We start from the raw sequence: 20,525 nt of genomic DNA on the forward strand, positions 1-20,525 counted from the left end.
CATTATCGACGGTCCGGGCCGATCCAGGGGGACAGCAGCTTCCGATGGACTGTATGGTCCTTCTTAAGCGGAGACGGGAGGCGCCGGATGAAGGCGATCGTGGTGACGGACCAGGGTGTGGGAGCGGCCGGGATGAGGCTGGTGGAGCGGCCCGGTCCGACGGCGGCGATCAACGACGTCATCGTCGCGGTCCACGCGTCGGGATACGTTCCGACCGAGGTGGAGTGGCCGTCGACCTGGACCGATCGGGCCGACCGGAACCGGGCGCCGTCAGTTCTCGGGCACGAGCTGGCCGGCGTGGTCACCGCCCTCGGCTACGGCACGACGGGCCTGTCGGTGGGGCAGCGGGTGTTCGGGATCGCCGACTGGCATCGGGACGGCACCCTCGCCGAGCAGGTGGCGGTCGAGGCCCGCAACCTCGCGCCGCTCCCCGGCGACGTCGACTTCACGGTGGGCGCGAGCCTTCCGATCTCGGGCCTCACCGCATGGCAGGGCCTGTTCGTGCACGGCCGCGTCCAGGCGGGGCAGACCGTCCTCGCGCACGGTGCGGCCGGCGCGGTGGGAACGATGGTCACCCAGCTCGCCCGCGAGGCCGGGGCCTACGTCATCGGTACGGGCCGGGCGGCCGACCGGCGGAAGGCGCTCGACTTCGGCTCGCACGAGTTCGTCGACCTGGAGAACGACTCGCTGGACGACGTCGGCGGTGTCGACCTGGTCTTCGACGTCATCGGCGGCGACGTCCAGAGACGGTCGGCGGGCCTGATCCGGGCCGGCGGGATCCTGGTGTCGGTCACGGGGCCCGTCGAGGCGTACCCCAAAGAAGGTCTTGCCGTTGACTTCGTGGTCGAGTCGGACCGGGCTCAGCTGGGTGAGATCGCCCAGCGGGTGCGCGACGGCCGGCTGCGGACGAACATCGACAACGTGGCGACGCTCGACGACGCCGTCGCGGCGCTCAACCCGGCCGGGCGGCGGAAGGGCAAGACGATCATTCGAGTACGAACGTCCTGACGTGGTCCAGCGCCACATCGAGCGCGACCGCCATCGGCTCGACGTCGTGAGCCGCGTCGGCCAGAAGATATCCGCCCTGCAGAGAGGCCATCAGGAACGTCGCCAGCCGATCGGGATCGGCGTCCTCGCGCAACGAGCCGGCCTTCTGCATGCGGCGCAGGCCATCACTGATCAGCGTCTCCCAGGCCGCGAACGTCTCCGACAATGACTGCCGGGCCTGTTCGTCCTGGTCGGACAGCTCGGCCGCCATCGAGCCGAGACCGCAGCCGTGGGCGCCGTTCTGGAGGCTGTTCGCCTTCACGAGCGCGTCGCGCCAGCGCCGCAGCGCGCCGAACGTCCGGAACCGCTCCAGGCGCCCCTGCTCGCGCTCGAGAACCAGCTGACCCCGGAACTTGACCACTTCCCGGATCAGGGTCAGTTTGTCGGGAAAGTGCGTGTAGAGCTGCGACTTGCTGGTGCCGCTGGCCTCGAGTACGTCGTCGACGCTGGTCGAGTTGACGCCCCGCACGAACATCAGATGGTTGGCGGCCTCGAGAATCCGCTGACGGGTAGCGAGCGCACGCGGATCAGGGGTACGCCGGCGCCGGCGAGGCGTCGCGCCCGCCGGCTCGTCACTCATCGTGCCAGCGTACCCACAGCGGCATGTGCTCAAAAAAGCTGGCGACCGCGTGCAACCCTTTCCGGCCGGCCGCGCCTCTAAGCACGACGGAGGGAGCACAACCGAGTGGACACCGAAGACGCGGACAATTTCCGCGAGTTCGTCCGCAACCGATTCGATCAGTTACGCGCACTCGCGTTCGTGACGTGCGGTGACTGGCAGACGGCGGAGGACGCCACGGCCGGGACCCTCGCGAAGCTGTACCGCCGCTGGGACAAGGTCACCACGCCGGACGCGTACGCCCGCACGATGGTGGTCCGCGCCGCCATCAACGAAAAGCGGAAGCCGTGGCGGCGAGAGCGCTCGTACGGCGACGAACTGCCGGACGCCGCGCTGCCCGACCACTCCGGCGCCGTCAACGACCGGCTGCGCCTTCACCACGCGCTCAAACGGCTGCCGACCCGGCAGCGCGCGGTGCTCGTCCTGAGGTTCCTCGAGGGCCTCAGCGTCGAGGAGACCGCCGACGTTCTCAAATGCCGGCCGGGCACGGTCAAGAGCCAGTGCGCCCGGGGACTGGCCTCGGCGCGGGCCCTGCTGGCGGCCGAAGACATCACGCTGTACGACGACGAAGAGGGGAACGAGCGTGGGTTACGACATGCGGGACGTCTTGAGGTCACTCGAGGCCACGCCGCCACCTCCGGCGCGTACGACAACCGATGACATCATCGGCCGGGCCCGCCGCGCGCGGGTCTGGCGCCGTGTCGCCGTAGGCGCCGGCGGCGCCGCCTGCCTCGCCGTGGCGGTGGCCGTCTCGGCGACGACGGTGACCCGGCCCGGCCCCGGTGACTTGGGCGGCGCGGCTGGTCAGCCGAACCCGCAGGCGTCGTTCTCGGCGCCACCGCCCGAACGGACCGATCCGCCGCTGCCCGTCCACAAAATCGACTTCAGCAGCTCGTACGGTCAGTACCGGGTCGGTGCCTACAAAATCGGCCCGGCCGTCGAAGTCACGGGCGGGTACACCGAGCTGCCGGTCTACCACGACGGCACGACGCTGGGCGACGGGTCGACGGTGCCGTTGGAGGTCGCCACGATCGCCGTCTACGACAAGGGCCTGTACGACACCGCCACGTTCGGCGGCGCGGGCGACGCGACCCTCGTCATCGGCGACCAGTACCCGGTGATGGTGGACGGGCGTGACGCGCTGGGCCGGGACTGGACGTACACCTCACCCGTCGACCCGGCGAAGAAGCGGGTCATGGCCGCGCTGGCCTGGCAGTACGCGGATGACGCCTGGGCCACGCTGCTGCCCAACTACGGAGGCCCCGACCTGCCGCGCGAGCAGGCGACGCAGATCGCCGTCAACCTCACCACGTCGGCCCGGCGTGACCTGAAGGTCCCGTACCAGCTGAAGTTCCTGCCGAAGGGCTGGCAGGCGGTCGCGGTGCGGCAGTCGGTCCCCGGCAGCGGCGATGCGGTGTCGGAGGTGTTCCTGCACGAGGGCCCGGTGGCCGACCCGGCCACCCGCGTCGATGAGGTGCTGCCCGGCCACGTGAAGATCTCGGTGATGAAGGGCCTGGAACCCGGAAAGGCCGACTACATCAAGGATGAGGGCGTGCACTGCGCCAACGGCCGGGAGAGCTGCGCGATCATCAAGGGCGACTACCGGATCGACGTGAGCGCCTACGGCAGCGGGCTGTCGGACAACGACATCAGGCAGATCGCCGAGGGCATACAGCTGCGCGACCTGGCCGACCAGAAAACCTGGGCAAAGGCCGACTTCTGATCGGTGCTGGCAGTGGGTGACCGGCCGCCCGGCGGCCGGTCCGACCTCCGGCCGAGATGACACCATGATCGACATGACCGCCGACGAGCATGCCGCACGCGCCGCCGAACTCACCGCCGAAGCCGAACGTCTCTACCAGATCTGCCTGGTCGACTACCAGACCAACATCAACGAAGACGACCATTCCGACGAGCCGTACGTCCCCGGCGCCGACCTCGCGATGCTCACCGCGACCACACAGCTGGCCCAGGTCCACGCGACTCTCGCTTTGCGGGGCCGGCAATAGACCTGGACCTCATCGTCACAAAGCCGCGCGGCTGTTCGTCGTGGTCGGCAAGCACAGAATGGTCGCCTTGAGTCCAGCCTTCAACCCGTTCGATCTGACGGTCAGCGGTCGCCGAAACGAAGTTGCGGATGGGCGAACAGATCGATGCCGTAGCGCGCATAGACCTTCACCGTGTTCTCGCCGGTCAGTGCGTCTTCAGCGATGCCGAGCAGTGCGGCTACCCGTACGACCTCCTCGCGGGAGTCCGCCTCGATCTCCAGGTACGGTGGGATCAATGGCCATTCGTCGATCTCCAAGCACGCTCCGTCGAGCAGGAAACTGGTGCGCCGGTTCTCCTGATACGACTTCGCGGTGAAGCCGAGCCGGCCCAGCAGTTCGTTGGTCGCCTCGAAGCGGTCGACGCCGACCTCTACCTCGTCGGTGCCGTCGATCCCGTCGTGCGTGATTTCCTTGACCGCCAGCGTCGCGCCCGCGCCGGTGTCCCGCAGTCGAATCCAGCGGCTCTCATCGCCGGGGGTGATGTCGTAGACGTGGCGACGTTGGAGCAGCGTTTCGCCCTTTTGCTGTCCTCCGAGAGCAAGGATCGACAAGGTCATCTGGGCAGGGTCGATGTCGAGAACCTTCGCCTCAAATTCGGTCGACAACGCATTGCTCCTTACGGGAACGGGTCACAAGTGGAAAACTGACCGTACTCGGCATCACGCAGCGCGACGACTTCCTGGCACAGGGGACTCTGGACGAACTCGCTGACCGGCATGCACAAGTCCATCCGCTGGATACAGACACCGACCTGGTAGCCACCGCGCCGGTCACGGTAAAGGCGGACGCCGTAGAAGCCCTCCTCGCAGTCCTTGGTGTTGTTGAACTGGCACCCAAGGCATGTCTTGGGTAGCCGGACACGGCGAATCTTCTTGAAGAGCAGTTCCCGGCCCGCGGAGGTCCGGTAGGCAGTACGCCATCCTGAGACTCCGGCTGTCACCCGATGCTCGAAGGCCGTCGCGCCAGCCTCCGCCAGGATTCTTTCGATGGCGATGACAGAGTCAATGCCATCATCGAGGGAATTCAGCAGTCGCACCGACAACCCGGGCGCGAAATCGGTCAGCAGTCTGCGCACGCGCGACGCATGGGAGTAGTTCGGGACCACGATGTTCGCGCTGACTCGGATTCCTGCGGCGAGGGCTGCTTGGACCGCGTGCCGCAACGCCTGGATCTTCTTCTCAGCCCGACGCCGGTCGGCGAATCGGGCGTGCTGGACCTGAGCCAGTTCGCTCGCGGTCGTACCGAAGATGCTGAAGTTCACCCGGTCGAGCCCTTCCCGGGCGCAGCCGGCGAGGATCCGTGCTCCGTTCTCACCGTTGGAGGTCATGCAGACGCGGAAGCCTGCCCCCGTTGCGGACCGGATCACCTCAGCCAGGCGTGGGTGGAGGCTGGGTTCGCCCCCGATGAGATGCAGCTCGTCGACGTGCAGCGCATCCCGCAGCGTACGGAGTGCGTCGACGAACTCCTCGTCAGGAGAGACCGCCGCGGGCAGGAACCGTGCGCCGTTACTGGCAAGGTAGATGGAAACGCGCCCCGACTGCGCTGCCGCGTCGAAGTCGCGCGGGTCGCGACCCAGGTTGTCGGCGACGACCGGCGTCCCCTCGTTGTGACAGAACGTGCAGGCCATCCCGCAAGTGTCGATGACCTTCACGCGCAAGGTGCGGTCCCGCTCCACTCGCACCGGCAGGTCAGCCAATTCGCTGCTGTGCCCCTCACCGCCCAGCCGCACGCGATGATGGAGTGATAGCGATCCGTCAATATCCGCCATGTGCTGATCGTGGTTGCGGAGAGGCGCCGAACCCATCACACGCGGTAGTGCATCAACGGGTAGGTTCGATCCGGTGACCGGATACTCGGCAGTCCCGAGTTATCCGGTGCATGGATGGGGTCGGAAGCGACCAGAGGAGCATCGTGGGTAACCGCACAGCGCCGGCGTTCTCAGTTCCCGAACACCTCTGGCGGGCGGAAAGCATGCGCAGCGCCCTGGCAGCGCGCGACATCGCCCAGGCCTTCCGGCTGGTCCAGCGAGAGACAGGCGTGAGTCAAACCCATCTCGGCGGCGCGACGGGCCTCAGCCAGGCACAGGTCAGCGAGATCATCAGTGGAGCGCGCAGGGTTAGCAGCATCGACGTGTTGACCCGCATCTCCACCGGGCTGGGGATGCCTGATGGCGCCCGCATGACCCTCTTACTTGGTGAACGTCCGCAGACTGCTGCGATGTCCTCTGACAAGAATGTCGGGTCGTACCTGATCGAACGGTTCTCCGACGTCGAGGCGATCTACCCGAGCCGATCGGAATTCACCTCGAAGGTGCCGCCACATGCCCTGTTCGACGAGGCGGCTGATATCCGCGCGGCAGGGTTGTCGCTCAATCTGATCTGTCAGCAGTACGCCGACAGCCGACTGGCTCAGATCGTCCGCGACGGTACGCATCTGCGTCTGCTCTTCCTTGACCCGGCTGGCAGAGCCATCCGCCAACGTGAGACAGAAGAAGGTTTGACCGCCGGCCATCTGGGCTCTCTGACGACGCTCAACCTTCAAGGCATCCTCCGTGTGCGCGATCGGCTCCCGGCCGAGGCGCAGGAGCGGATCGAGGTGGCCACCTATGACCAAACTATTCGCATCAACATCCTGCTGATCGATGACATCGTGTGCGTCGCCCAGCCGTATCTTCCGCACTCCCGAGGAGTTGAGGCTCCCACGATGATGATCAGAAAGCGGTGGCCGGCAGCTGGGCTCTACCCGGTATTCGAGCGCACATTCGAGGAACTCTGGAGCGGTGGCCGGCTCAGATGACTGACTACACGGACCTGCTACCCATCGCTCACCAAGCCGTCGATCTAGCCAGCGACATCATGCGTACGATGCAGCCCGGCCTACTGACCGCCAAGGGCGACCGTGACATGGCGAGTGAGGTCGACTACGCCGTCGAGGACCGGGTTCGCACCTTCCTCGCCGAGCACACCCCGGAGATCGGCTTCCTCGGCGAAGAGAACGGCCCTAGCGGCACGGCAGACGGGCCGACGTGGGCCCTCGACCCGGTGGACGGCACCGTCAATTTCGTCCACGGTTCACCGCTGTGCGCCATCTCGCTCGGCCTCATCACCGAGAACCGCTCAGTCATCGGCGTCATCGACCTGCCCTTCCTCGGAAACCGCTACTCCGCGGCCGAAGGCAACGGCGCCCACGCGGACGGCAACCCGATCAGAGTCAGCACGACGCGACGAGTCAGCGACGCCGTGGTGGCGATCGGCGACTACGCCGTCGGCGATGGAGCTGCCGAGAAGAACCGAGCCAGGTTCGCCCTCACACAACGACTGGCCGAGAACGTCCAGCGCATCCGCATGCACGGATCAGCCGCCATCGACCTGGCCTGGCTGGCCGCAGGCCAGGTCGACGCCGTAGTAATGCTGGCCAACAAGCCCTGGGACACGGCAGCCGGAGTCGTCATCGCTCGCGAAGCCGGCGCACTCACCGCCGACCGTGACGGATCGGCCCACAGCTTCGAATCGTCCGCAACGATCGCAGCGAACCCGAATCTTCTCCGCGCGATCCTCGATCTCGCGGTTGACCCCGACCGTTTAGCTACCTAACCGTGCCGGCGGCCGAACCCAGCGACATCCTGCTTAGCAGGCCTAAGTAGCTGCTCGTTCTACACAGCACGCTAAGGGCGGCTCCTGACAAGCGCTACGCGCCGGACTCCCCGTAACGAGGAGCCCGGCGGCGCTGCCACGGCGAAGGCCGCAAATGCGATCCATTCGCCACGGTGCCGGCCGGTCAGCTCAGCCCCAACTGGTGCACGAACCATCGCGTGACTCGCGGCATAGATCAAGTGCGATTGATGGCGCACCGCGAAGCGTCGGCGTCCAGGGCGAATCCGCGTCCGAAACGGCGGATCACCCGGCACCGAGTAAGGGCGTCGCTCTGTAGATTCGGCGACTCCGAATCGGACGCGCATCGGCCGCTTGCCGCGCCGGCCGAGCGTGGTTGCCTCACGGTCCCACTCATCAGGCAACGCGGCAGCTCAAGCGGCCTTGCCCGACCGTCAGCCATGCGGCACGACACCGGAGGGACTGACAGCACGCCGACGCGGCCCTAGATGGGTCCGGACGCGACATCCCTGGTCAACACCAGGGCAGACAGGCCACTCCAGAACAACCGATCACCACATCCCACATGGCAGGATTTCGGCAGGACTAGAATGGGAAACAAAATGCCGCAACCCGCGTTTCCGCAGGTCACGGCATTTTCAAGAAGTGCGCCCGAAGGGACTCGAACCCCTAACCTTCTGATCCGTAGTCAGATGCTCTATCCATTGAGCTACGGGCGCTTGCCTTGGTGCTCGACCAGCATACACACCGGCCTCACACGCGGAGACTCCGGGATTCGAACCCGGGATGGGCGATAAACCCAAACCGCATTAGCAGTGCGGCGCCATAGACCAGACTAGGCGAAGTCTCCCCGGTAGCCGCAGGGCTACCGACGCTTGAGAGTACCGGACCAGCGTGGGGGCGCACAAAGCGGGCCACGCCGGGCGGGTCGCACCGATTGCCAACAGGTGAAATGTGCTCGTTACGGCTAGGCTCCCACGGCATGGAGGAGAACCCGCCCACCGAGCCTCGCCGGTCGCCTCGAGCGCGCAGTCAGCGGTCCCCGTTCAGCGCGGCCGGGGAACCGGGGGCGCAGGAGAAGCCCGCGGGGCGGGCTCCCCGCCGGGCGCCCAAGCCGGCCCCGCCGGTCACGTTCCAGCCTCCCAGTGCCGAAGATCACCCGTCCGGGGGGTCCTCGCCGTCCGAGGGGGCGGGCCGTCCGCCGGCCAAGAGCTCTTCTCGTACGAAGGGTGACCGCGCCGCCGCTCCCCGCGACGAAGAGGCCGCCCCGGAGCAGCGGCCTGTGCGCAAGGCCACACCCCGCAAAGCGCGGGCGCCCCGGCCCGAACCGGCGCCGACCGCCACGCCGCCCACAGGCGACGGGGTCGAGGCCGCCGCGACGCCGGCAAACGCGGAAGCACCTAAGGCTGCGGCGCCCGCGAAAGCGCGCGGGGCCGCGGCACCCAAGGCTGCCCCGGAAGCGCGTAGGGCGGCAGCACCCGGGACTGGCCCGGAAGCGCGTGGGGCCGCAGCGCCCGAGGCTGCTCCAGATGCGCGTGGGGCCGCAGCGCCCGAGGCTGCTCCAGATGCGCGTGGGGCCGCAGCGCCCGAGGCTGCTCCAGAAGCGCGTGCGGCCGCAGCGCCTGAAGCTGCCCCGGAAGCGCCCAGCGCCGCCGCGCCCGAAGCTGCCGCGGAAGCGCGCGAGAGCAGTGCGACCGAGGCCGCTACCGCGTCGGTAAATGCGGAAGCGCCCAAGACGCGAGCGACGGCGGACGGGACCGACCCGCAGGTGGCGGAAGTGAGCCCGGCTGAGGAGCCGCGGGTGACAAGAGTGACCGCAGCCGAGAAGCCGGTAGCGACAGAAGTGACCTCGGCGGAGACGCCAACGGCGACGGAAGTGACTGCGGAGACGGCGGCCGAAGAAGCCCCGGCGGAAAAGCTGGTGGGCAGGGAAGTGGCGACGGAGAACACGGTGGGCGGGGAAGTGGCCGCCGAGAAGGCGGCCGCGCCTCGGGCGCGTCGTGCTCGGGGCACTAAGGCTGCCGGCGGCTCGGTCAGCCGTTCCAAGGCGGCGCCGCGAGAGCATGTGCAGGAGGAGCTGATTCCGCAGGAGCCGGCCGCCACCGTGTGGAAGGAACCGGCCGGCCCCGTACGGGAAGAGGCCCTGGCTCCGCGGAGCGAAGCTCCCGCCCCGGTAGAGCAGAGCGCTGCGCGCGATATGGCTGTGACCAAGCCCGCGGCGGAACGGACCGACCCCTGGGCGGGGCTCATCGCCGACCCCGCTCGAGCGCCCGAGCTTCTGGCCATCGCCGCTGTTCAGACGCTGGGGCCTCGTGCGCGGGAATGGGCCGACCGGACCCGGGAGGCCTATCCCGCAGCGGGGACCGATGCTCTTGTCCGGCTTGCCACCCGGCAGTTCACCCGGCTCGGGAGTCTGACCGGGATCGTGGGGGCCGTCGCCGGCGCCTATGCGCCCGTCGCTCTTCTCGGGGCGGCCGCCTTCACCGATGCCGAGCTTTCCCTTCACATCGCGGCGGCGTACGGCCTCGATCCCACCGATGAGGAGCGGGCCGCCGATCTTCTCGTGATCGGGCGTGTACACGCCACCAAGGGCGACGCGATCGATGCGCTTGCCGAGGCTCGCCGGCCTGCGTACGACTCGAAGGAACCGCTCTGGCGTATCGCTGGATTTGTGGCCGCGCAGACCGCGGCCTGGGTGGCCGTGAAGGTTGTCAATCGGCGTTTTCCGGGCACCAGTCTGCTGGCCGCCTTCCTGTCCAACACCGCGTCGGCCAATGCGACGGCGGCCCGAGCGGCCAAGTACTACAAATCGGCTAGATCCAGTTGAGCCAGGAGTCGGGCAGGAGGGTGTAGCCGACGAAGGCGACCACATCCAGCAGGGTGTGGGCGACGATCAGCGGCATCACCCTCTTGTAGCGCAGGAAGAAGAGCGCGAAGATCACGCCCATCACTGCGTTACCGACAAAAGCGCCAAAACCTTGATACAGGTGGTACGACCCCCGGAGCACCGCCGAGCACACCACGATCCAGACCGTCGAGTACTGGAGCTGGCGCAACCTGGTCATCAGGTAGCCGACGACGATGACCTCTTCCAGGATCGCGTTCTGGGCGGCCGACAGGATCAGCACGGGCACCGCCCACCACACCGGTTGCAGGGCGGCCGGCACGATCTGCGCGTTCAGGCCGAGCACCGAAGCCACGTAGACCAGCCCCAGGCCGGGGATGCCGATCAGCGCGGCCAGCCCGAAGCCCCAACCCGTGTCGAAGGCCGGCCGGTCAAAACCGAGACCGAGCGTCCGGCGTACGGAAATCTGGTCCCTGAGCAGGAGATAGAGGGCCAGCGCGACCGGGATCAGGTCGAAGAAGATGCCGAGCAGCTGATAGGTCAGGTCGAGGTACGGCCGGGCCGACTGCGACGCGTTCAGCACGGCCGCCTGTGAGGACAGCGGCTTGCCGGCGGTCAGCTTCGCGACGAGCGACACCACCGCGTAGACCGCGCTCTGTCCCAGCGACAGCAGCAGAACGATGATGATCTCGCCGGTCAGGAGCCTGCGGCCGGTCCGCTGATCAAGGGTCACGGGACAAAACTACTCACTCGTTCGAGGCTCCCAGGCACCACCTAAACGGACTTTTCCGGTCAAGGGTCACGGCATGAATGGAGATGAGTCGCACGTTCCGTGCGTCGCCTATCCGACTGTTGTGACCACCCTGAATCCATGGGAGACCTCGGACGAATGCTCAAGGAGAGCTGGAGCCTCATCGAGGAGCATCAGGAAAAGGTCGCCGGCTACTTCTACGCCCGGATGTTCCTGTCGCACCCCGAGCTGAGGGATCTCTTCCCGGTCCACATGGACATGCAGCGTTCCCGGCTGCTCAACGCGATCGTCACCGCGGTGCAGACGCTCGAGGATCCGGAGAAGTTCGATTCGTACCTGCGCGGCCTCGGCCGCGATCACCGGAAGTTCCACGTGGAACCGGAGCACTACGAGGTGGTGGGCGGAGCTTTGATCGAGGCGATGCGGCAGTACGCCGGTGAGAGCTGGAGCGTCGAGTACGACCAGGCCTGGGCGGACGCGTACGCGGTCATCGCCTCGAAGATGCTGGGCGGCGCCGAGGCCGACACCAACCCGCCCTATTGGTACGCCGAAGTGGTCGCCCACGAACGACGGGCGCAGGACATCGCCGTCTTCACCGTCCAGCCCCTGCAGCCCCTGGAGTTCCGCGCCGGGCAGTACGTCAGCGTCGAATGCCCCCGAATACAGCCCCGGCTGTGGCGTACCTACTCCGTGGCGAACGCGCCCCGCCGGGACAACACGATCGAGTTCCACGTGCGTGCGGTCGGCGCCGGCTGGGTCTCCAGCGCGCTCGTACGGCGGCTGGAGGTCGGCGACATGATCCGGCTGGCCGCGCCGATGGGCTCGATGACGCTGGACCGGCGCTCGACCCGCGACACCGTCTTCATCGCCGGCGGCACCGGGCTCGCGCCGATCAAGTCACTGCTCGAGGAGCTGACCCGGTACAACCGGACGCGCTGGGTGCACGTCTTCTTCGGCGCCCGCAACCGCGAGGACCTCTACGACCTGCCCGACCTCAACCGTCTCGCCGCCCGCTATCCCTGGCTGTCGGTGGTGACCGCGTGCAGCGACGACCCGACCTTCCCGGGCGAGCAGGGCCAGATCTCCGACGTCGTGGCCCGCTACGGCCCGTGGAACGAGCACGACTTCTTCGTCTCCGGCTCGGGCCCCATGGTCAAGGCCACGCTCAAGACCTTGGCCGAGCAGCAGGTCCCCTCGATCCGCATCAAGTACGACAGCTTCTCCGAGATGGCCTAGTAAGCCCACGGCCGTTGGTAGTCGGGCACGAGGTTGGACTCCGCGTTCATCCGGTCGACGTAGAGCCGGCCCTCCAGGTGGTCGATCTCGTGCGCTACGAGCCGGGCCATCGCCCGCTCGAACGACGTGATCACCCGCGTGCCGTCGTACCGGGCGTGCTCGACGTCGATCCGCAGCGGCCGTTTGACCAGCCCGCGGTAGTCGAAGAACGAGAGGCACCCCTCGTACTGCTCGTCGCGGTCGGTGGTCTCACCCACGATCCGTGGATTGATCAGCACGACCGGCTCCGCCGAGCCGTCGGCCGGGCGTACGACCGCGACCGCCACCGAGCGCCCGATCTGCGGCGCCGACAGCCCGACCCCCTTGCTGAAGTCGTGCACCTGCTCGAGCCGGGTCAGCGCGCTCAGCAGCGCGTCGACCGTCTCGTGGGCCTCGACCTCCTCGCGCGGCAGCTGGAAGTGCCGGGCCCGCTGCCGCAGCAGCTCCGACCCGCGCTGCACGATGCCGACGTCACGGGCCGGTCCATGGCCGTTCGTGGTGTTGCCCGGCGCCACCGCCGGATAGGACGGCGCGTTCGCTCCCCGGAACCGCCACTCCAGCCGGTAGCGGGCGTTGAGCTGCGGCGCGTCGGTCGACCACTCGAAGACCGCCCGCTCGTCCTCGTCGTGCCGCTCCATCGGGGTCCGCACCGGCACCTCGGCCGCCAGCGACGTCTCGACGCCCCAGACCTGCGGGTCGAACGCCACCGGGAAGTCGAGTCGCACGGTCAGCCGCCGGGTCGGCAGCCGGACCGCCCGCTGGAACCACTGGCCCCACTTCTCGACGCCGACCGTGTACGCGTATTCGATGGTGGTCCGCTCGCCCGGGTAGAGGGCGAACTGGCCGCGCTCGTTCGCGAAGAGCAGCCAGACCTCCTTGGAGGCGTCCCGGTCGAGCTTGACCCGCCACTGCATCGGCTCGATGGCGTCGCCCTCGCCGGCGCAGGCGACCAGCGCCATCTCGTCGAACGAGAGCGGATGCTCGCGGTGGTGCCGGTTGGAGCCGGTGGGGTCATTGGGATAGCGGTCCACCGCGATCTTCACGAGGTAGCGCGTGACCGGCTCGGAGCCCGCGTTGTAGAGCGCCCGGCGCACCCGGCAGCGATAGGTGCCGTCCACGTACGTGAGCTCGGCGACCTCCCGCTCGACGATCAGGCCGGTGCCGGGCGGAAGCCACTGCACGGGCACGGGCGGATCGCGGTGGAGCGCCGTGCTGCGCGCGTGGCGCAACTGGTCGTACTCCTGGAAGCGTTCCCAGATGGCTCCGCCCGCACCGAGGACCGCCTCGGCGCGCCGGGCGAAGTCCTCGGTCGGCTTATGTCGGCGCCCCTCGACGTGGCTCACGTACGAGGGGTCGAACCCCATGCGCGCGGCGAGTTGCTTCTTGCTCATCCCGCGCTCGACCCGCCAGTGCGCCAACGCCGTAACGAATTGGTCAGCGGCCCGCTCGACGGGCGAGGTGGTCATCATCGATGTCCCCTTCGCGACGAGAATTTCAGTGTCGCCGCCGCGCGTGTCCGCATCGCGCTACTAGCGCGTTGCCGACAGATACCTTGACGTATCCGGCAACATGGGTGCCGAACGTTAGCTCGCCCTTGCTGTGGGTATTAGTCCGAAAGTTCGGCTTGGTTAGGCTACCCTTAGAGGTGTACGGTGGGTCGTCATGACGGGGCCGTTTCGGCCCTCGAGGCCCCACGCGGACAACCGCTCGATTTAGCGAGGTGAATGCGGTGACAGCTCCCCGTTTGTCGCCGCGGACGGGCAGCGCCCGGTGACCACAGCGCTTCACCGAGTGACACGCACTGTCACCAGACCCCGCCCTCTCGCCCCGGTGACGGCGACCCTTCGTGCCATGTTCGGCACGAGCACCGAGATCCCCGGCCTCGCCCCCGATCTGGTCGTCGCCGACCCGGCCGGCTGGGCTCCCGCCGCCACTCTCGCCACCGAAAATCTCGACACTCTCCTCGACTCGGCCCGCCGCCGCTGGAACGCCCAGCCGCATGCCGCCGCCGCCCTGGCCTGGAAGGCGTACACGTACTGGCTGGCCCTGCCGGCCGTGCTCGGCTGGGCCTCGGCCCGCCGCGTCCCGCTGCTCACCGGCGACAACGTCCTCGTGCACTTCAACGACGAACGCCCGCTGGTGACCCTCGGCCTGCGCGCCGAAACGCCCATCGCGGTCCTTCCGGGCGACCCGATCGCCATCGCCGGCCTCCCGCAGGTCCGTGTCGTGGCCGACGAGGACGCCCTGCTCGCCGAGCTGCGCGCCGCGCTCCTCGACAGCCACCTGACCCCGCTGCTCGACGCCATCCACGACCGGGTCCGCCTCGGCAAGCGCACCCTGCTCGGCTCCCTGAGCTCCGGCGTGGCCCAGGCCATCCTCCGCTCGGCCGACGTCATCCCCGGCCCGTCCGCCGACAACATCGAGCTGCTGCACCGCGCACTCGGCGTCGACGGCCTGATCGACCTGGTCCCCGGCCCCACCGGCAAGCTCGAGGTCCAGCGCAAGACCTGCTGCCTCGCCTTCACGCTGCCCAAACCCAAGGTCTGCAAGGGCTGCTGCATCAAGAGCTGACCCATTTTGTACGGATCCACGAAAGGCCCCGCTTCGACGGGCCCGGGCCGTCGTTGGTCACCCTCCTCGCGCGGCTTCCGGGCTGTCCTGCCCACTCGCGCTCTTTTCATCGGCCATCCCGCCCGCGCCGAGTACCCGAACGATTACTTCCAGCGATCACCGGGCAGAAGTAGCTTGATCTCCCTGGTCGAGTGTGGAGGACCGAGTTGCTGGCGCAGATCTCCTCAACGGACGTCGCCGAGATCGACGACCTGTACGCGTGGCTGACGGCCGACCGTGAGCTGGCCGCCGAAGTGGTGGGACGGGGAAGTCCGAAGTACATGGGCGGACTCGAGGTCCTCGATCTCGTGCTGACCCACGCCGTGGCCATCTCGAGCCTGGCGATGTCGGTGGTGGGCTTCGTGAACAATCGCCGGAAGCCGGAACGGCTGACGATCACCCGGCCCGACGGGGCGAAGCTCGAGATCGAGGGCGCCACCGAGAGCACAGCCGCGGAGATCGAGGAGTTTCTGCGCGCGCGGCAGGACCCCGAAGAGCCCACGTGACGCCCGGCGAAGCGGTTCTCCCTGATCCGAAGACGTCCCGGGCCGTTCTCATCGGGGTCAGCGACTACAAGCGGATGCATCCGCTCCCGGCGGTCGCGAACAACGTGAAAGACCTGGCCGGCCTGCTGATGGATCCCGGGGTCTGGGGTCTGCCGGCCGCCAACTGCGACATCGTGCTCAACCCCGAGAGCGTCGGCGAGGTCCTCGACGCCGTGCACCGGGCGGCGAGGTCGACGTCGGGAACACTGCTGGTCTACTACGCGGGTCACGGGCTGCGCCCGTCCGGCGAGTTGCGGCTCGTGCTGCCCAGCGGCGACCAGAGGAATCTGTATCGGACGGTGGGGTTCGACGACATCCGCGACGAGTTGCGCTCGCCGGACGTCCGCGCCTCGAAAAAGGTCGTGATCCTCGACTGCTGCTACAGCGGCGCCGCGGACATGGGCATGGCCGACCTGCTCGAGGAGGTGGCCGGGCAGACGGCGATCGAGGGCACCTACGTGATGACCGCGACCACGGATTCCCGCCCGGCCCTGGCCCGCCCGGGCGCCAGATACACGGTCTTCACCGGCACGCTGCTGGAGGCGATCCGCCAGGGCGTGCCGAACGGCCCCCGGGCGCTGAGCATGGAGACCCTGTTCCGGCAGGTGGCGGACCGGATCAGCTCACGGGGCGGTCCGGCGCCGGAGCAGCGCAGCCGCGGTGACGGCCACCGGATCGCCATCGTCCGGAACCGGTGGACCCCGCCCGGGGCCGACGAGCCACCACGGCGGGCCGGCCGGGCCCGGCAGTGGACCGCGATCGTCGCCGCCGCGATGGCGTTGTTCGCGGTGGTCGCGCTGATCTGGCAGCCCTGGCGCGCCGGCGACTCACCCCAGTCGTCCGTCGTGGCGATGCGGGCTCTCCGAGCACAACTGGACGAAAGCCACTCGACCGAGGAGCGGCGGGCCACCGTCGCGGCCATCGGCGACCTCGCGCGGAAGGCTCCGGCCAGCCTCCCGGAAGGTTGTGCGGCACTCCAGAACTTCGTGGTCGATCTCCTGCCCTTCCCGCGCGTCGAGCCGTACAACGACCCGAAGTTGCCCCCGCTCGGCTATCGCGCGCCGGACGTCCAGGACGCGCTCACCCAGCTCGGCGGCGTGCCCTGCCCGAACCTGATGATGGCCGAGGCCGACTTTCGCGTGGCCCGGCTGACCGGTGATTTCCGGTCGGCCCACCTGGACTGGGCCACGTTGTACAAGGCCGATGTCACCCAGGCCCGTTTCGAGGGTGCGACGCTCACCGGCATCCACCTGTGGCAGATGAACGGCAAGGGAGTCTCGTTCGAGGGTGCCAACTTCGACGGGGCCGAGTTCTCCTACACCATCCTGGCCGGGGCGAATCTGCGCGGCGCCACCTTCAGGACGCTCGTGGACCGCCGGACGAAGTTCTATTACACCGACCTGAGAGGCGCCGACTTCCGCGGCGCTCACCTCGAGGGCGCCGACCTGAGCATCGCCAAGATCGACGCCAAGACGCAGTTCGCCGGGGCCACAGCGGACGATCAGACGCTGTGGCCGCCGAAATTCGACTGGCGCAAAGCCGGGGTCAAGAAGTGAGCGCCCGCTTCAGCAGGTCGACGATCTTCTCCTCGTTGACCTCGAGGAGGGCGAAGTACACCGGCCACATGTCGCCGTCGTCCAGGGTGGCGTGGTCGCTGAAGCCGAGGGTGGCGTAGCGGGTCTTGAACTTGGCCCGGCTCTGGAAGAAGCAGACCATCTTGCCGGCGCGGTAGTAGGCCGGCATGCCGTACCAGAGCTTCGGGGTGAGCTCGGGCGCGTTGGCCTTGATCACGGCATGGAGCTGTTCGGCCTGCTCGCGGTCGGCGTCGGCCATCTCGGCGATCTTGGCCAGGACGTCGGGCTCGGTGTCGGCCTTGGCGCCCCGCTTGAGTTCCTTGGCACGGTCCTTGATGGCGTCCCGCTCGGCGGTGGTGAAGCTGGTCATGACTTGCTCCTTATGGCTGACGAGATGTGGTCGAGGGCATTCGTGATGGTGATCGTGAGAAGAAGGGCGGCCAGCTCCCGCTGGTCGAAATGCTTGGCGGCGAGGTCCCAGACCTGATCCGGCACCGGATCGGAGCCCGGACTGATCACGCAGGAGGCCAGAGCCAGCACGGCCCGGTCCTCCTCGGTGAGCGGGTCTTTCTCGGCGAGCGGGGCGGCCCGGGCATGGCGGCGGATGAGGGCCAGCAGCCGGTCGTCCAGGCCGACGGCGTCGACCGCCTTGCCGATCGCCGCCAGGGCCGCCGCGGCCTCCGGGATCAGGACGGTGGGGCTCGGCATCCGCTCGGTTGTCATTGCCGCCTCCTTCCTTGTGCTTCCTCGTGCTGACAGGTGCAATCCGACCACCGACGGCCGGGGCCGCACGCCTGCCGTGGGACACCATGGGACAGGCGCAAGGCTCTGAGCTGGGCAGACGCGGAAGTGATCCGTTGGCGTGGGCCGGGACGATACGGTGTTCCGCGTGGCGGGGCCGCGGGAGAAGCTGGTCGCCCAGCTCGCGTCGATCAAGGAGCTGAGCGGTCTCAGCCTGCGCGCGCTCGCTCGCCGGGCCGAGTTGAGCAGCTCGTCGCTTTCGCGCTATCTGACCGGGCAGCTCGTGCCGCCGTGGGAGGCCGTGGTCGCGCTCTGCCGCGTGGCCGGCCGTGATCCGCGCCCGTTGCGAGCGCTGTGGGCGGCCGCGGGTGAGGCGGACGCGGCGCCGGCGCCCCGCCGCAACGATCTGCCGGCCGACCTGTTCGACTTCACCGGGCGCGAAGCCGAGGCGGCGCGGGTCGAGGAACTGCTGCGGACCGCCGGGGCGGTCACCGTCGACGGCATGGCCGGGGTCGGCAAGACCAGCCTGGCCGTGCACGTGGCGCATCGACTGGCCGCGAAGTTTCCCGACGGCGGCCTCTACCTCGACCTGCAGGGCTTCACCCCTGGTCAAGAACCTTTGGACACACAGACCGCCCTCGTACGCCTCCTCGCCGCCCTCGACATCGCCCACGTCCCGGCCGACGCCGCCGCCCTCTGGCGTTCGGAGCTCTCCCGGCGGCGCGCGCTCGTGGTGCTCGACAATGCGGCCGACGCCGACCAGGTGCGCCCCCTGCTGCCGGGCGCCGGCCGCTCGGCCGGGCTGATCACCAGCCGCAACCGGCTGATCAGCCTGGACGGGGTCCCCCCGGTGTCACTGGCGCCGCTGGACGACAAGACCGCAGCCGCCCTGTTCGACCGGGCATCCGGCCGAGGCGACGGTGACCGGGAGGCGTCCGGCCGGAGCGACGGTGACGAGGACGGGGTCGGGCAGGTGCTGGTGCAGTGTGGCGGCCTGCCGCTGGCTCTGCGCATGGCCGGGGCCCGGCTCCGGCATCGTCCCGGGTGGACGGTCGCTGTGCTGGCCGAGCGTATGCGCGACACCGCCAGCCGGTTCGATGCCGCCTTTGGCATGTCGTTGAGGCAGCTCGATGATGGCCAGCGCCGCACATTCCGCCTGCTCGGCGTGATGCCCGGTGCCGACTTCGACGCGGCGGCGGCCGGCGCGCTGATCGGCCGGCCGGCCGGCGCTTCGCTGGAGGAACTGGTCGACGCGCATCTCGTCCAAGAGGTCAGGCCCGGCCGCTACCGCATGCACGATCTGATCCGTCAGTACGCGGCCGATCTCGAGGGTGAGCACGACACGGACGACGCGGTGCTCCGGGTGCTTGTTCACTATCTGAGCCAAGCGGAAGAGCACGACCTCCTGTGGCTCGACCTCGAATACGGCAATCTGGTCGCCTGCTTCGACGCGGCCGTGCGCCTGGGCGCGGACGAGATCGTCGCCGGGCTGCCGCAGGCTCTGCGGCCGTGGTTCTTCCGTCATCGCGGCACCGACGACCAGACGCGCATGCTTGCCGCCGCCGCTGATGCCGCCGGGCGGCTCGGACGTGATGAGCTGCGGGCTTCGTCGCTCTCGGATCTCGGGTGGGCGCACGCCGCGGCCGGGCGGCTGCCGGAAGCGCTGGCCGCGTACAGGGATGTCGCTCCGCACGATGAAGCTCAGGCCGCCGCTCTGGCGTTGCGGCGTGGACTCGTACACCGGGATCTCGAGGATTTTGAGGCCGCGCAAGCGGACTTCCGGCAGGCCACGGCACTTTTCGAAGAGACCGGAAACCGCAGTGGGCTGTCCCAGGCGCTGGCCTTCGACGGCTGGGTGACGCTGCGGCTCGGGCGGTCCGGCGAGGCGGCCGAGCTGGCCCGGGCATCGATCGACCGGGCCGAGGGGCCGGCCAGGATCACCGGCCTGGTCACCCTGGGCGTGGCCACGGTCTCCGAACTTCCCGTACGGGAGGCGCTCGCGCTCGCCGAGCACCACCACCTGGTGCACAACCAGGCGTGGTGCCTGAACTATCTCGGCGTCGTGCTCCGGATGACCGGCCGGTTCGAACAGGCGCTCGACCATCATCGGCGGGCGCTGGAGCTGCTGGTCCCGCTGGCCGAGGTGCAGCTCGAACGCGAGTGCCGTCGCTGTTACGCCGAGACCGAGACGGCGTACCACCAGGTCTCGAGCTCGTCGTCCAGCATCTCCAACTCCTCCTCCGACGGCCGGTAGCCGGAAGGCAGCTCCACCGCCATCGCGCCGGTCCGCACCACGATTGCGCGCAGCGCCGCCACCGCCGGCATCTCGGCCAGATCTTCGACCGAGAACACCGCCCCGCCCACCAGCGTCTGATGGCCGAGCGCGTACCAGCCGGCGATCAGCTCGGCGTCGCCCTGCGCCTCCGCCGCCTCGGCCACCGCCACGACCAGGTCGATCAGCTTGACCTCGCGCGGCGGCTCGTCGTCGACCATCCGCCGCCACAGCGCGCTGCCCGCCTCGCAGTAGAGCCAGGGCGGGTCCACGTATTCGTCGCCGGTCTCACTCAGCTCGGTGAACTCGGTGATCCCGTCGTGGTCCGGATGCGCGCCGACCGGAAAGCGGTAGGTGTGCCTCCGCCGGATCAGGATGTCCTCGACCCGCCCCTGCGTATGGGAGCAGTCGAACCCGCGCTGGAACTCGTACAGAGCGACGAGCCAGTCCCGGACCCGCCCGTCCTCGGCCGGATGGTGCCGGTCCAGGGCCACCACCGAGAGGTGAACGAGATCCTCGATCTCATGCATCGACATGCGCGCATTGTCCGGGGCGTTGCGTCGGGACGGTTCCGTTCTATGATGTCG

The 20,525-nt window shown here is 68.6% G+C and carries 20 protein-coding genes and 2 tRNA genes; 12 read left to right on the forward strand and 10 right to left on the reverse strand.

Going from position 1 to position 20,525, the window contains the following annotated elements; translation table 11 throughout:
• The first annotated feature begins 87 nt into the window (after nt 1–87).
• A complete protein-coding gene (locus ACFY36_RS33915) occupies nt 88–1,008 on the forward strand; it encodes an NADP-dependent oxidoreductase (protein ID WP_499749996.1) in 921 nt (306 codons plus the stop codon).
• Here the strand turns inward: ACFY36_RS33915 and ACFY36_RS33920 are convergent.
• A complete protein-coding gene (locus tag ACFY36_RS33920) occupies nt 986–1,627 on the reverse strand; it encodes a TetR/AcrR family transcriptional regulator (RefSeq protein WP_499749997.1) in 642 nt (213 codons plus the stop codon). The two genes, ACFY36_RS33915 and ACFY36_RS33920, sit on opposite strands and share 23 nt — an antisense overlap.
• 105 nt (nt 1,628–1,732) lie before the next feature.
• Here ACFY36_RS33920 and ACFY36_RS33925 point away from each other — a divergent pair, with 105 nt between their 5' ends.
• The 3 genes from ACFY36_RS33925 (at nt 1,733) to ACFY36_RS33935 (ending at nt 3,675) form a co-directional block, all read left to right on the forward strand.
• Nucleotides 1,733–2,326, forward strand: coding sequence for a SigE family RNA polymerase sigma factor (locus ACFY36_RS33925; RefSeq protein ID WP_499749998.1), 594 nt, complete (start codon nt 1,733–1,735; stop codon nt 2,324–2,326).
• The gene (locus tag ACFY36_RS33930; RefSeq protein WP_499749999.1) at nt 2,262–3,389 is read left to right on the forward strand and encodes a hypothetical protein; all 1,128 of its coding nucleotides are present in this window, start codon (nt 2,262–2,264) and stop codon (nt 3,387–3,389) included. Before ACFY36_RS33925 ends, ACFY36_RS33930 begins: the two co-directional genes overlap by 65 nt.
• 64 nt (nt 3,390–3,453) lie before the next feature.
• Nucleotides 3,454–3,675, forward strand: coding sequence for a hypothetical protein (locus ACFY36_RS33935; RefSeq protein ID WP_499750000.1), 222 nt, complete (start codon nt 3,454–3,456; stop codon nt 3,673–3,675).
• A gap of 101 nt (nt 3,676–3,776) precedes the next feature.
• On the opposite strand, the gene ACFY36_RS33940 is transcribed toward ACFY36_RS33935, so the two are convergent.
• Both ACFY36_RS33940 and ACFY36_RS33945 read right to left on the reverse strand, forming a co-directional pair.
• Complete coding sequence (locus tag ACFY36_RS33940) at nt 3,777–4,319, reverse strand: class IV adenylate cyclase (protein WP_499750001.1); 543 nt, start codon at nt 4,317–4,319, stop codon at nt 3,777–3,779.
• 11 nt (nt 4,320–4,330) lie between these two features.
• Nucleotides 4,331–5,482: a radical SAM protein gene (locus tag ACFY36_RS33945; RefSeq protein ID WP_499750002.1), complete on the reverse strand. Its 1,152-nt coding sequence runs from the start codon at nt 5,480–5,482 to the stop codon at nt 4,331–4,333.
• A 143-nt stretch (nt 5,483–5,625) separates the two neighbouring features.
• Here ACFY36_RS33945 and ACFY36_RS33950 point away from each other — a divergent pair, with 143 nt between their 5' ends.
• Together ACFY36_RS33950 and ACFY36_RS33955 are read left to right on the forward strand one after the other, a co-directional pair.
• Complete coding sequence (locus ACFY36_RS33950) at nt 5,626–6,510, forward strand: DUF5919 domain-containing protein (RefSeq protein WP_499750003.1); 885 nt, start codon at nt 5,626–5,628, stop codon at nt 6,508–6,510.
• Nucleotides 6,511–6,569: 59 nt separating this feature from the next.
• Complete coding sequence (locus tag ACFY36_RS33955; RefSeq protein WP_499750227.1) at nt 6,570–7,307, forward strand: inositol monophosphatase family protein; 738 nt, start codon at nt 6,570–6,572, stop codon at nt 7,305–7,307.
• Nucleotides 7,308–7,971: 664 nt separating this feature from the next.
• Here ACFY36_RS33955 and ACFY36_RS33960 read toward each other — a convergent pair.
• Both ACFY36_RS33960 and ACFY36_RS33965 read right to left on the reverse strand, forming a co-directional pair.
• Nucleotides 7,972–8,044, reverse strand: a tRNA-Arg gene (locus ACFY36_RS33960).
• 41 nt (nt 8,045–8,085) lie between these two features.
• A tRNA-Ser gene (locus ACFY36_RS33965) sits at nt 8,086–8,175 on the reverse strand.
• Between the two features lie 960 nt (nt 8,176–9,135).
• Between ACFY36_RS33965 and ACFY36_RS33970 the strand changes: the two genes are divergently transcribed.
• The gene (locus tag ACFY36_RS33970) at nt 9,136–10,152 is read left to right on the forward strand and encodes a hypothetical protein (RefSeq protein WP_499750004.1); all 1,017 of its coding nucleotides are present in this window, start codon (nt 9,136–9,138) and stop codon (nt 10,150–10,152) included.
• Here ACFY36_RS33970 and ACFY36_RS33975 read toward each other — a convergent pair.
• On the reverse strand, nt 10,139–10,903 hold the full coding sequence (locus tag ACFY36_RS33975) for a CPBP family intramembrane glutamic endopeptidase (RefSeq protein ID WP_499750005.1): 765 nt from the start codon (nt 10,901–10,903) through the stop codon (nt 10,139–10,141). The two genes, ACFY36_RS33970 and ACFY36_RS33975, sit on opposite strands and share 14 nt — an antisense overlap.
• Nucleotides 10,904–11,041: 138 nt before the next feature.
• Here ACFY36_RS33975 and ACFY36_RS33980 point away from each other — a divergent pair, with 138 nt between their 5' ends.
• Complete coding sequence (locus ACFY36_RS33980) at nt 11,042–12,157, forward strand: globin domain-containing protein (RefSeq protein WP_499750006.1); 1,116 nt, start codon at nt 11,042–11,044, stop codon at nt 12,155–12,157.
• Here ACFY36_RS33980 and ACFY36_RS33985 read toward each other — a convergent pair.
• A complete protein-coding gene (locus ACFY36_RS33985; RefSeq protein ID WP_499750228.1) occupies nt 12,154–13,662 on the reverse strand; it encodes a peptide deformylase in 1,509 nt (502 codons plus the stop codon). The two genes, ACFY36_RS33980 and ACFY36_RS33985, sit on opposite strands and share 4 nt — an antisense overlap.
• Nucleotides 13,663–14,047: 385 nt before the next feature.
• Between ACFY36_RS33985 and ACFY36_RS33990 the strand changes: the two genes are divergently transcribed.
• From ACFY36_RS33990 to ACFY36_RS34000, 3 genes are all read left to right on the forward strand, one after another.
• The gene (locus tag ACFY36_RS33990; RefSeq protein WP_499750007.1) at nt 14,048–14,767 is read left to right on the forward strand and encodes an IucA/IucC family C-terminal-domain containing protein; all 720 of its coding nucleotides are present in this window, start codon (nt 14,048–14,050) and stop codon (nt 14,765–14,767) included.
• A 191-nt stretch (nt 14,768–14,958) separates the two neighbouring features.
• Nucleotides 14,959–15,312, forward strand: coding sequence for an effector-associated constant component EACC1 (locus tag ACFY36_RS33995; protein ID WP_499750008.1), 354 nt, complete (start codon nt 14,959–14,961; stop codon nt 15,310–15,312).
• Nucleotides 15,309–16,907, forward strand: a complete 1,599-nt coding sequence (locus ACFY36_RS34000; protein WP_499750009.1) for a caspase, EACC1-associated type — start codon at nt 15,309–15,311, stop codon at nt 16,905–16,907. Before ACFY36_RS33995 ends, ACFY36_RS34000 begins: the two co-directional genes overlap by 4 nt.
• Here the strand turns inward: ACFY36_RS34000 and ACFY36_RS34005 are convergent.
• Complete coding sequence (locus tag ACFY36_RS34005) at nt 16,897–17,295, reverse strand: iron chaperone (RefSeq protein WP_499750010.1); 399 nt, start codon at nt 17,293–17,295, stop codon at nt 16,897–16,899. The genes ACFY36_RS34000 and ACFY36_RS34005 overlap by 11 nt on opposite strands.
• Entirely contained in the window at nt 17,292–17,648 is a 357-nt protein-coding gene (locus ACFY36_RS34010) for a carboxymuconolactone decarboxylase family protein (protein ID WP_499750011.1), read from the reverse strand. The genes ACFY36_RS34005 and ACFY36_RS34010 overlap by 4 nt, the downstream gene beginning before the upstream one ends.
• Before the next feature lie 166 nt (nt 17,649–17,814).
• Here ACFY36_RS34010 and ACFY36_RS34015 point away from each other — a divergent pair, with 166 nt between their 5' ends.
• A complete protein-coding gene (locus ACFY36_RS34015) occupies nt 17,815–19,920 on the forward strand; it encodes an ATP-binding protein (protein WP_499750012.1) in 2,106 nt (701 codons plus the stop codon).
• Here the strand turns inward: ACFY36_RS34015 and ACFY36_RS34020 are convergent.
• The gene (locus ACFY36_RS34020) at nt 19,839–20,474 is read right to left on the reverse strand and encodes a hypothetical protein (RefSeq protein WP_499750013.1); all 636 of its coding nucleotides are present in this window, start codon (nt 20,472–20,474) and stop codon (nt 19,839–19,841) included. The genes ACFY36_RS34015 and ACFY36_RS34020 overlap by 82 nt on opposite strands.
• Between the last annotated feature and the right edge of the window lie 51 nt (nt 20,475–20,525).

The organism is Actinoplanes sp. NPDC000266 (assembly GCF_042899005.1).
In the GTDB taxonomy this organism is placed as follows: Bacteria; Actinomycetota; Actinomycetes; order Mycobacteriales; family Micromonosporaceae; genus Actinoplanes.

Coding starts and splice junctions, on each gene's coding strand:
- ACFY36_RS33915 (WP_499749996.1), top strand. CDS start 88: ATGAAGGCGATCGTGGTGACGGACCAGGGTGTGGGAGCGGCCGGGATG.
- ACFY36_RS33920 (WP_499749997.1), bottom strand. CDS start 1,627: ATGAGTGACGAGCCGGCGGGCGCGACGCCTCGCCGGCGCCGGCGTACC.
- ACFY36_RS33930 (WP_499749999.1), top strand. CDS start 2,262: ATGCGGGACGTCTTGAGGTCACTCGAGGCCACGCCGCCACCTCCGGCG.
- ACFY36_RS33935 (WP_499750000.1), top strand. CDS start 3,454: ATGATCGACATGACCGCCGACGAGCATGCCGCACGCGCCGCCGAACTC.
- ACFY36_RS33945 (WP_499750002.1), bottom strand. CDS start 5,482: ATGGCGGATATTGACGGATCGCTATCACTCCATCATCGCGTGCGGCTG.
- ACFY36_RS33955 (WP_499750227.1), top strand. CDS start 6,570: ATGCGTACGATGCAGCCCGGCCTACTGACCGCCAAGGGCGACCGTGAC.
- ACFY36_RS33980 (WP_499750006.1), top strand. CDS start 11,042: ATGGGAGACCTCGGACGAATGCTCAAGGAGAGCTGGAGCCTCATCGAG.
- ACFY36_RS33985 (WP_499750228.1), bottom strand. CDS start 13,662: ATGACCACCTCGCCCGTCGAGCGGGCCGCTGACCAATTCGTTACGGCG.
- ACFY36_RS33990 (WP_499750007.1), top strand. CDS start 14,048: ATGTTCGGCACGAGCACCGAGATCCCCGGCCTCGCCCCCGATCTGGTC.
- ACFY36_RS34005 (WP_499750010.1), bottom strand. CDS start 17,295: ATGACCAGCTTCACCACCGCCGAGCGGGACGCCATCAAGGACCGTGCC.
- ACFY36_RS34010 (WP_499750011.1), bottom strand. CDS start 17,648: ATGACAACCGAGCGGATGCCGAGCCCCACCGTCCTGATCCCGGAGGCC.
- ACFY36_RS34020 (WP_499750013.1), bottom strand. CDS start 20,474: ATGTCGATGCATGAGATCGAGGATCTCGTTCACCTCTCGGTGGTGGCC.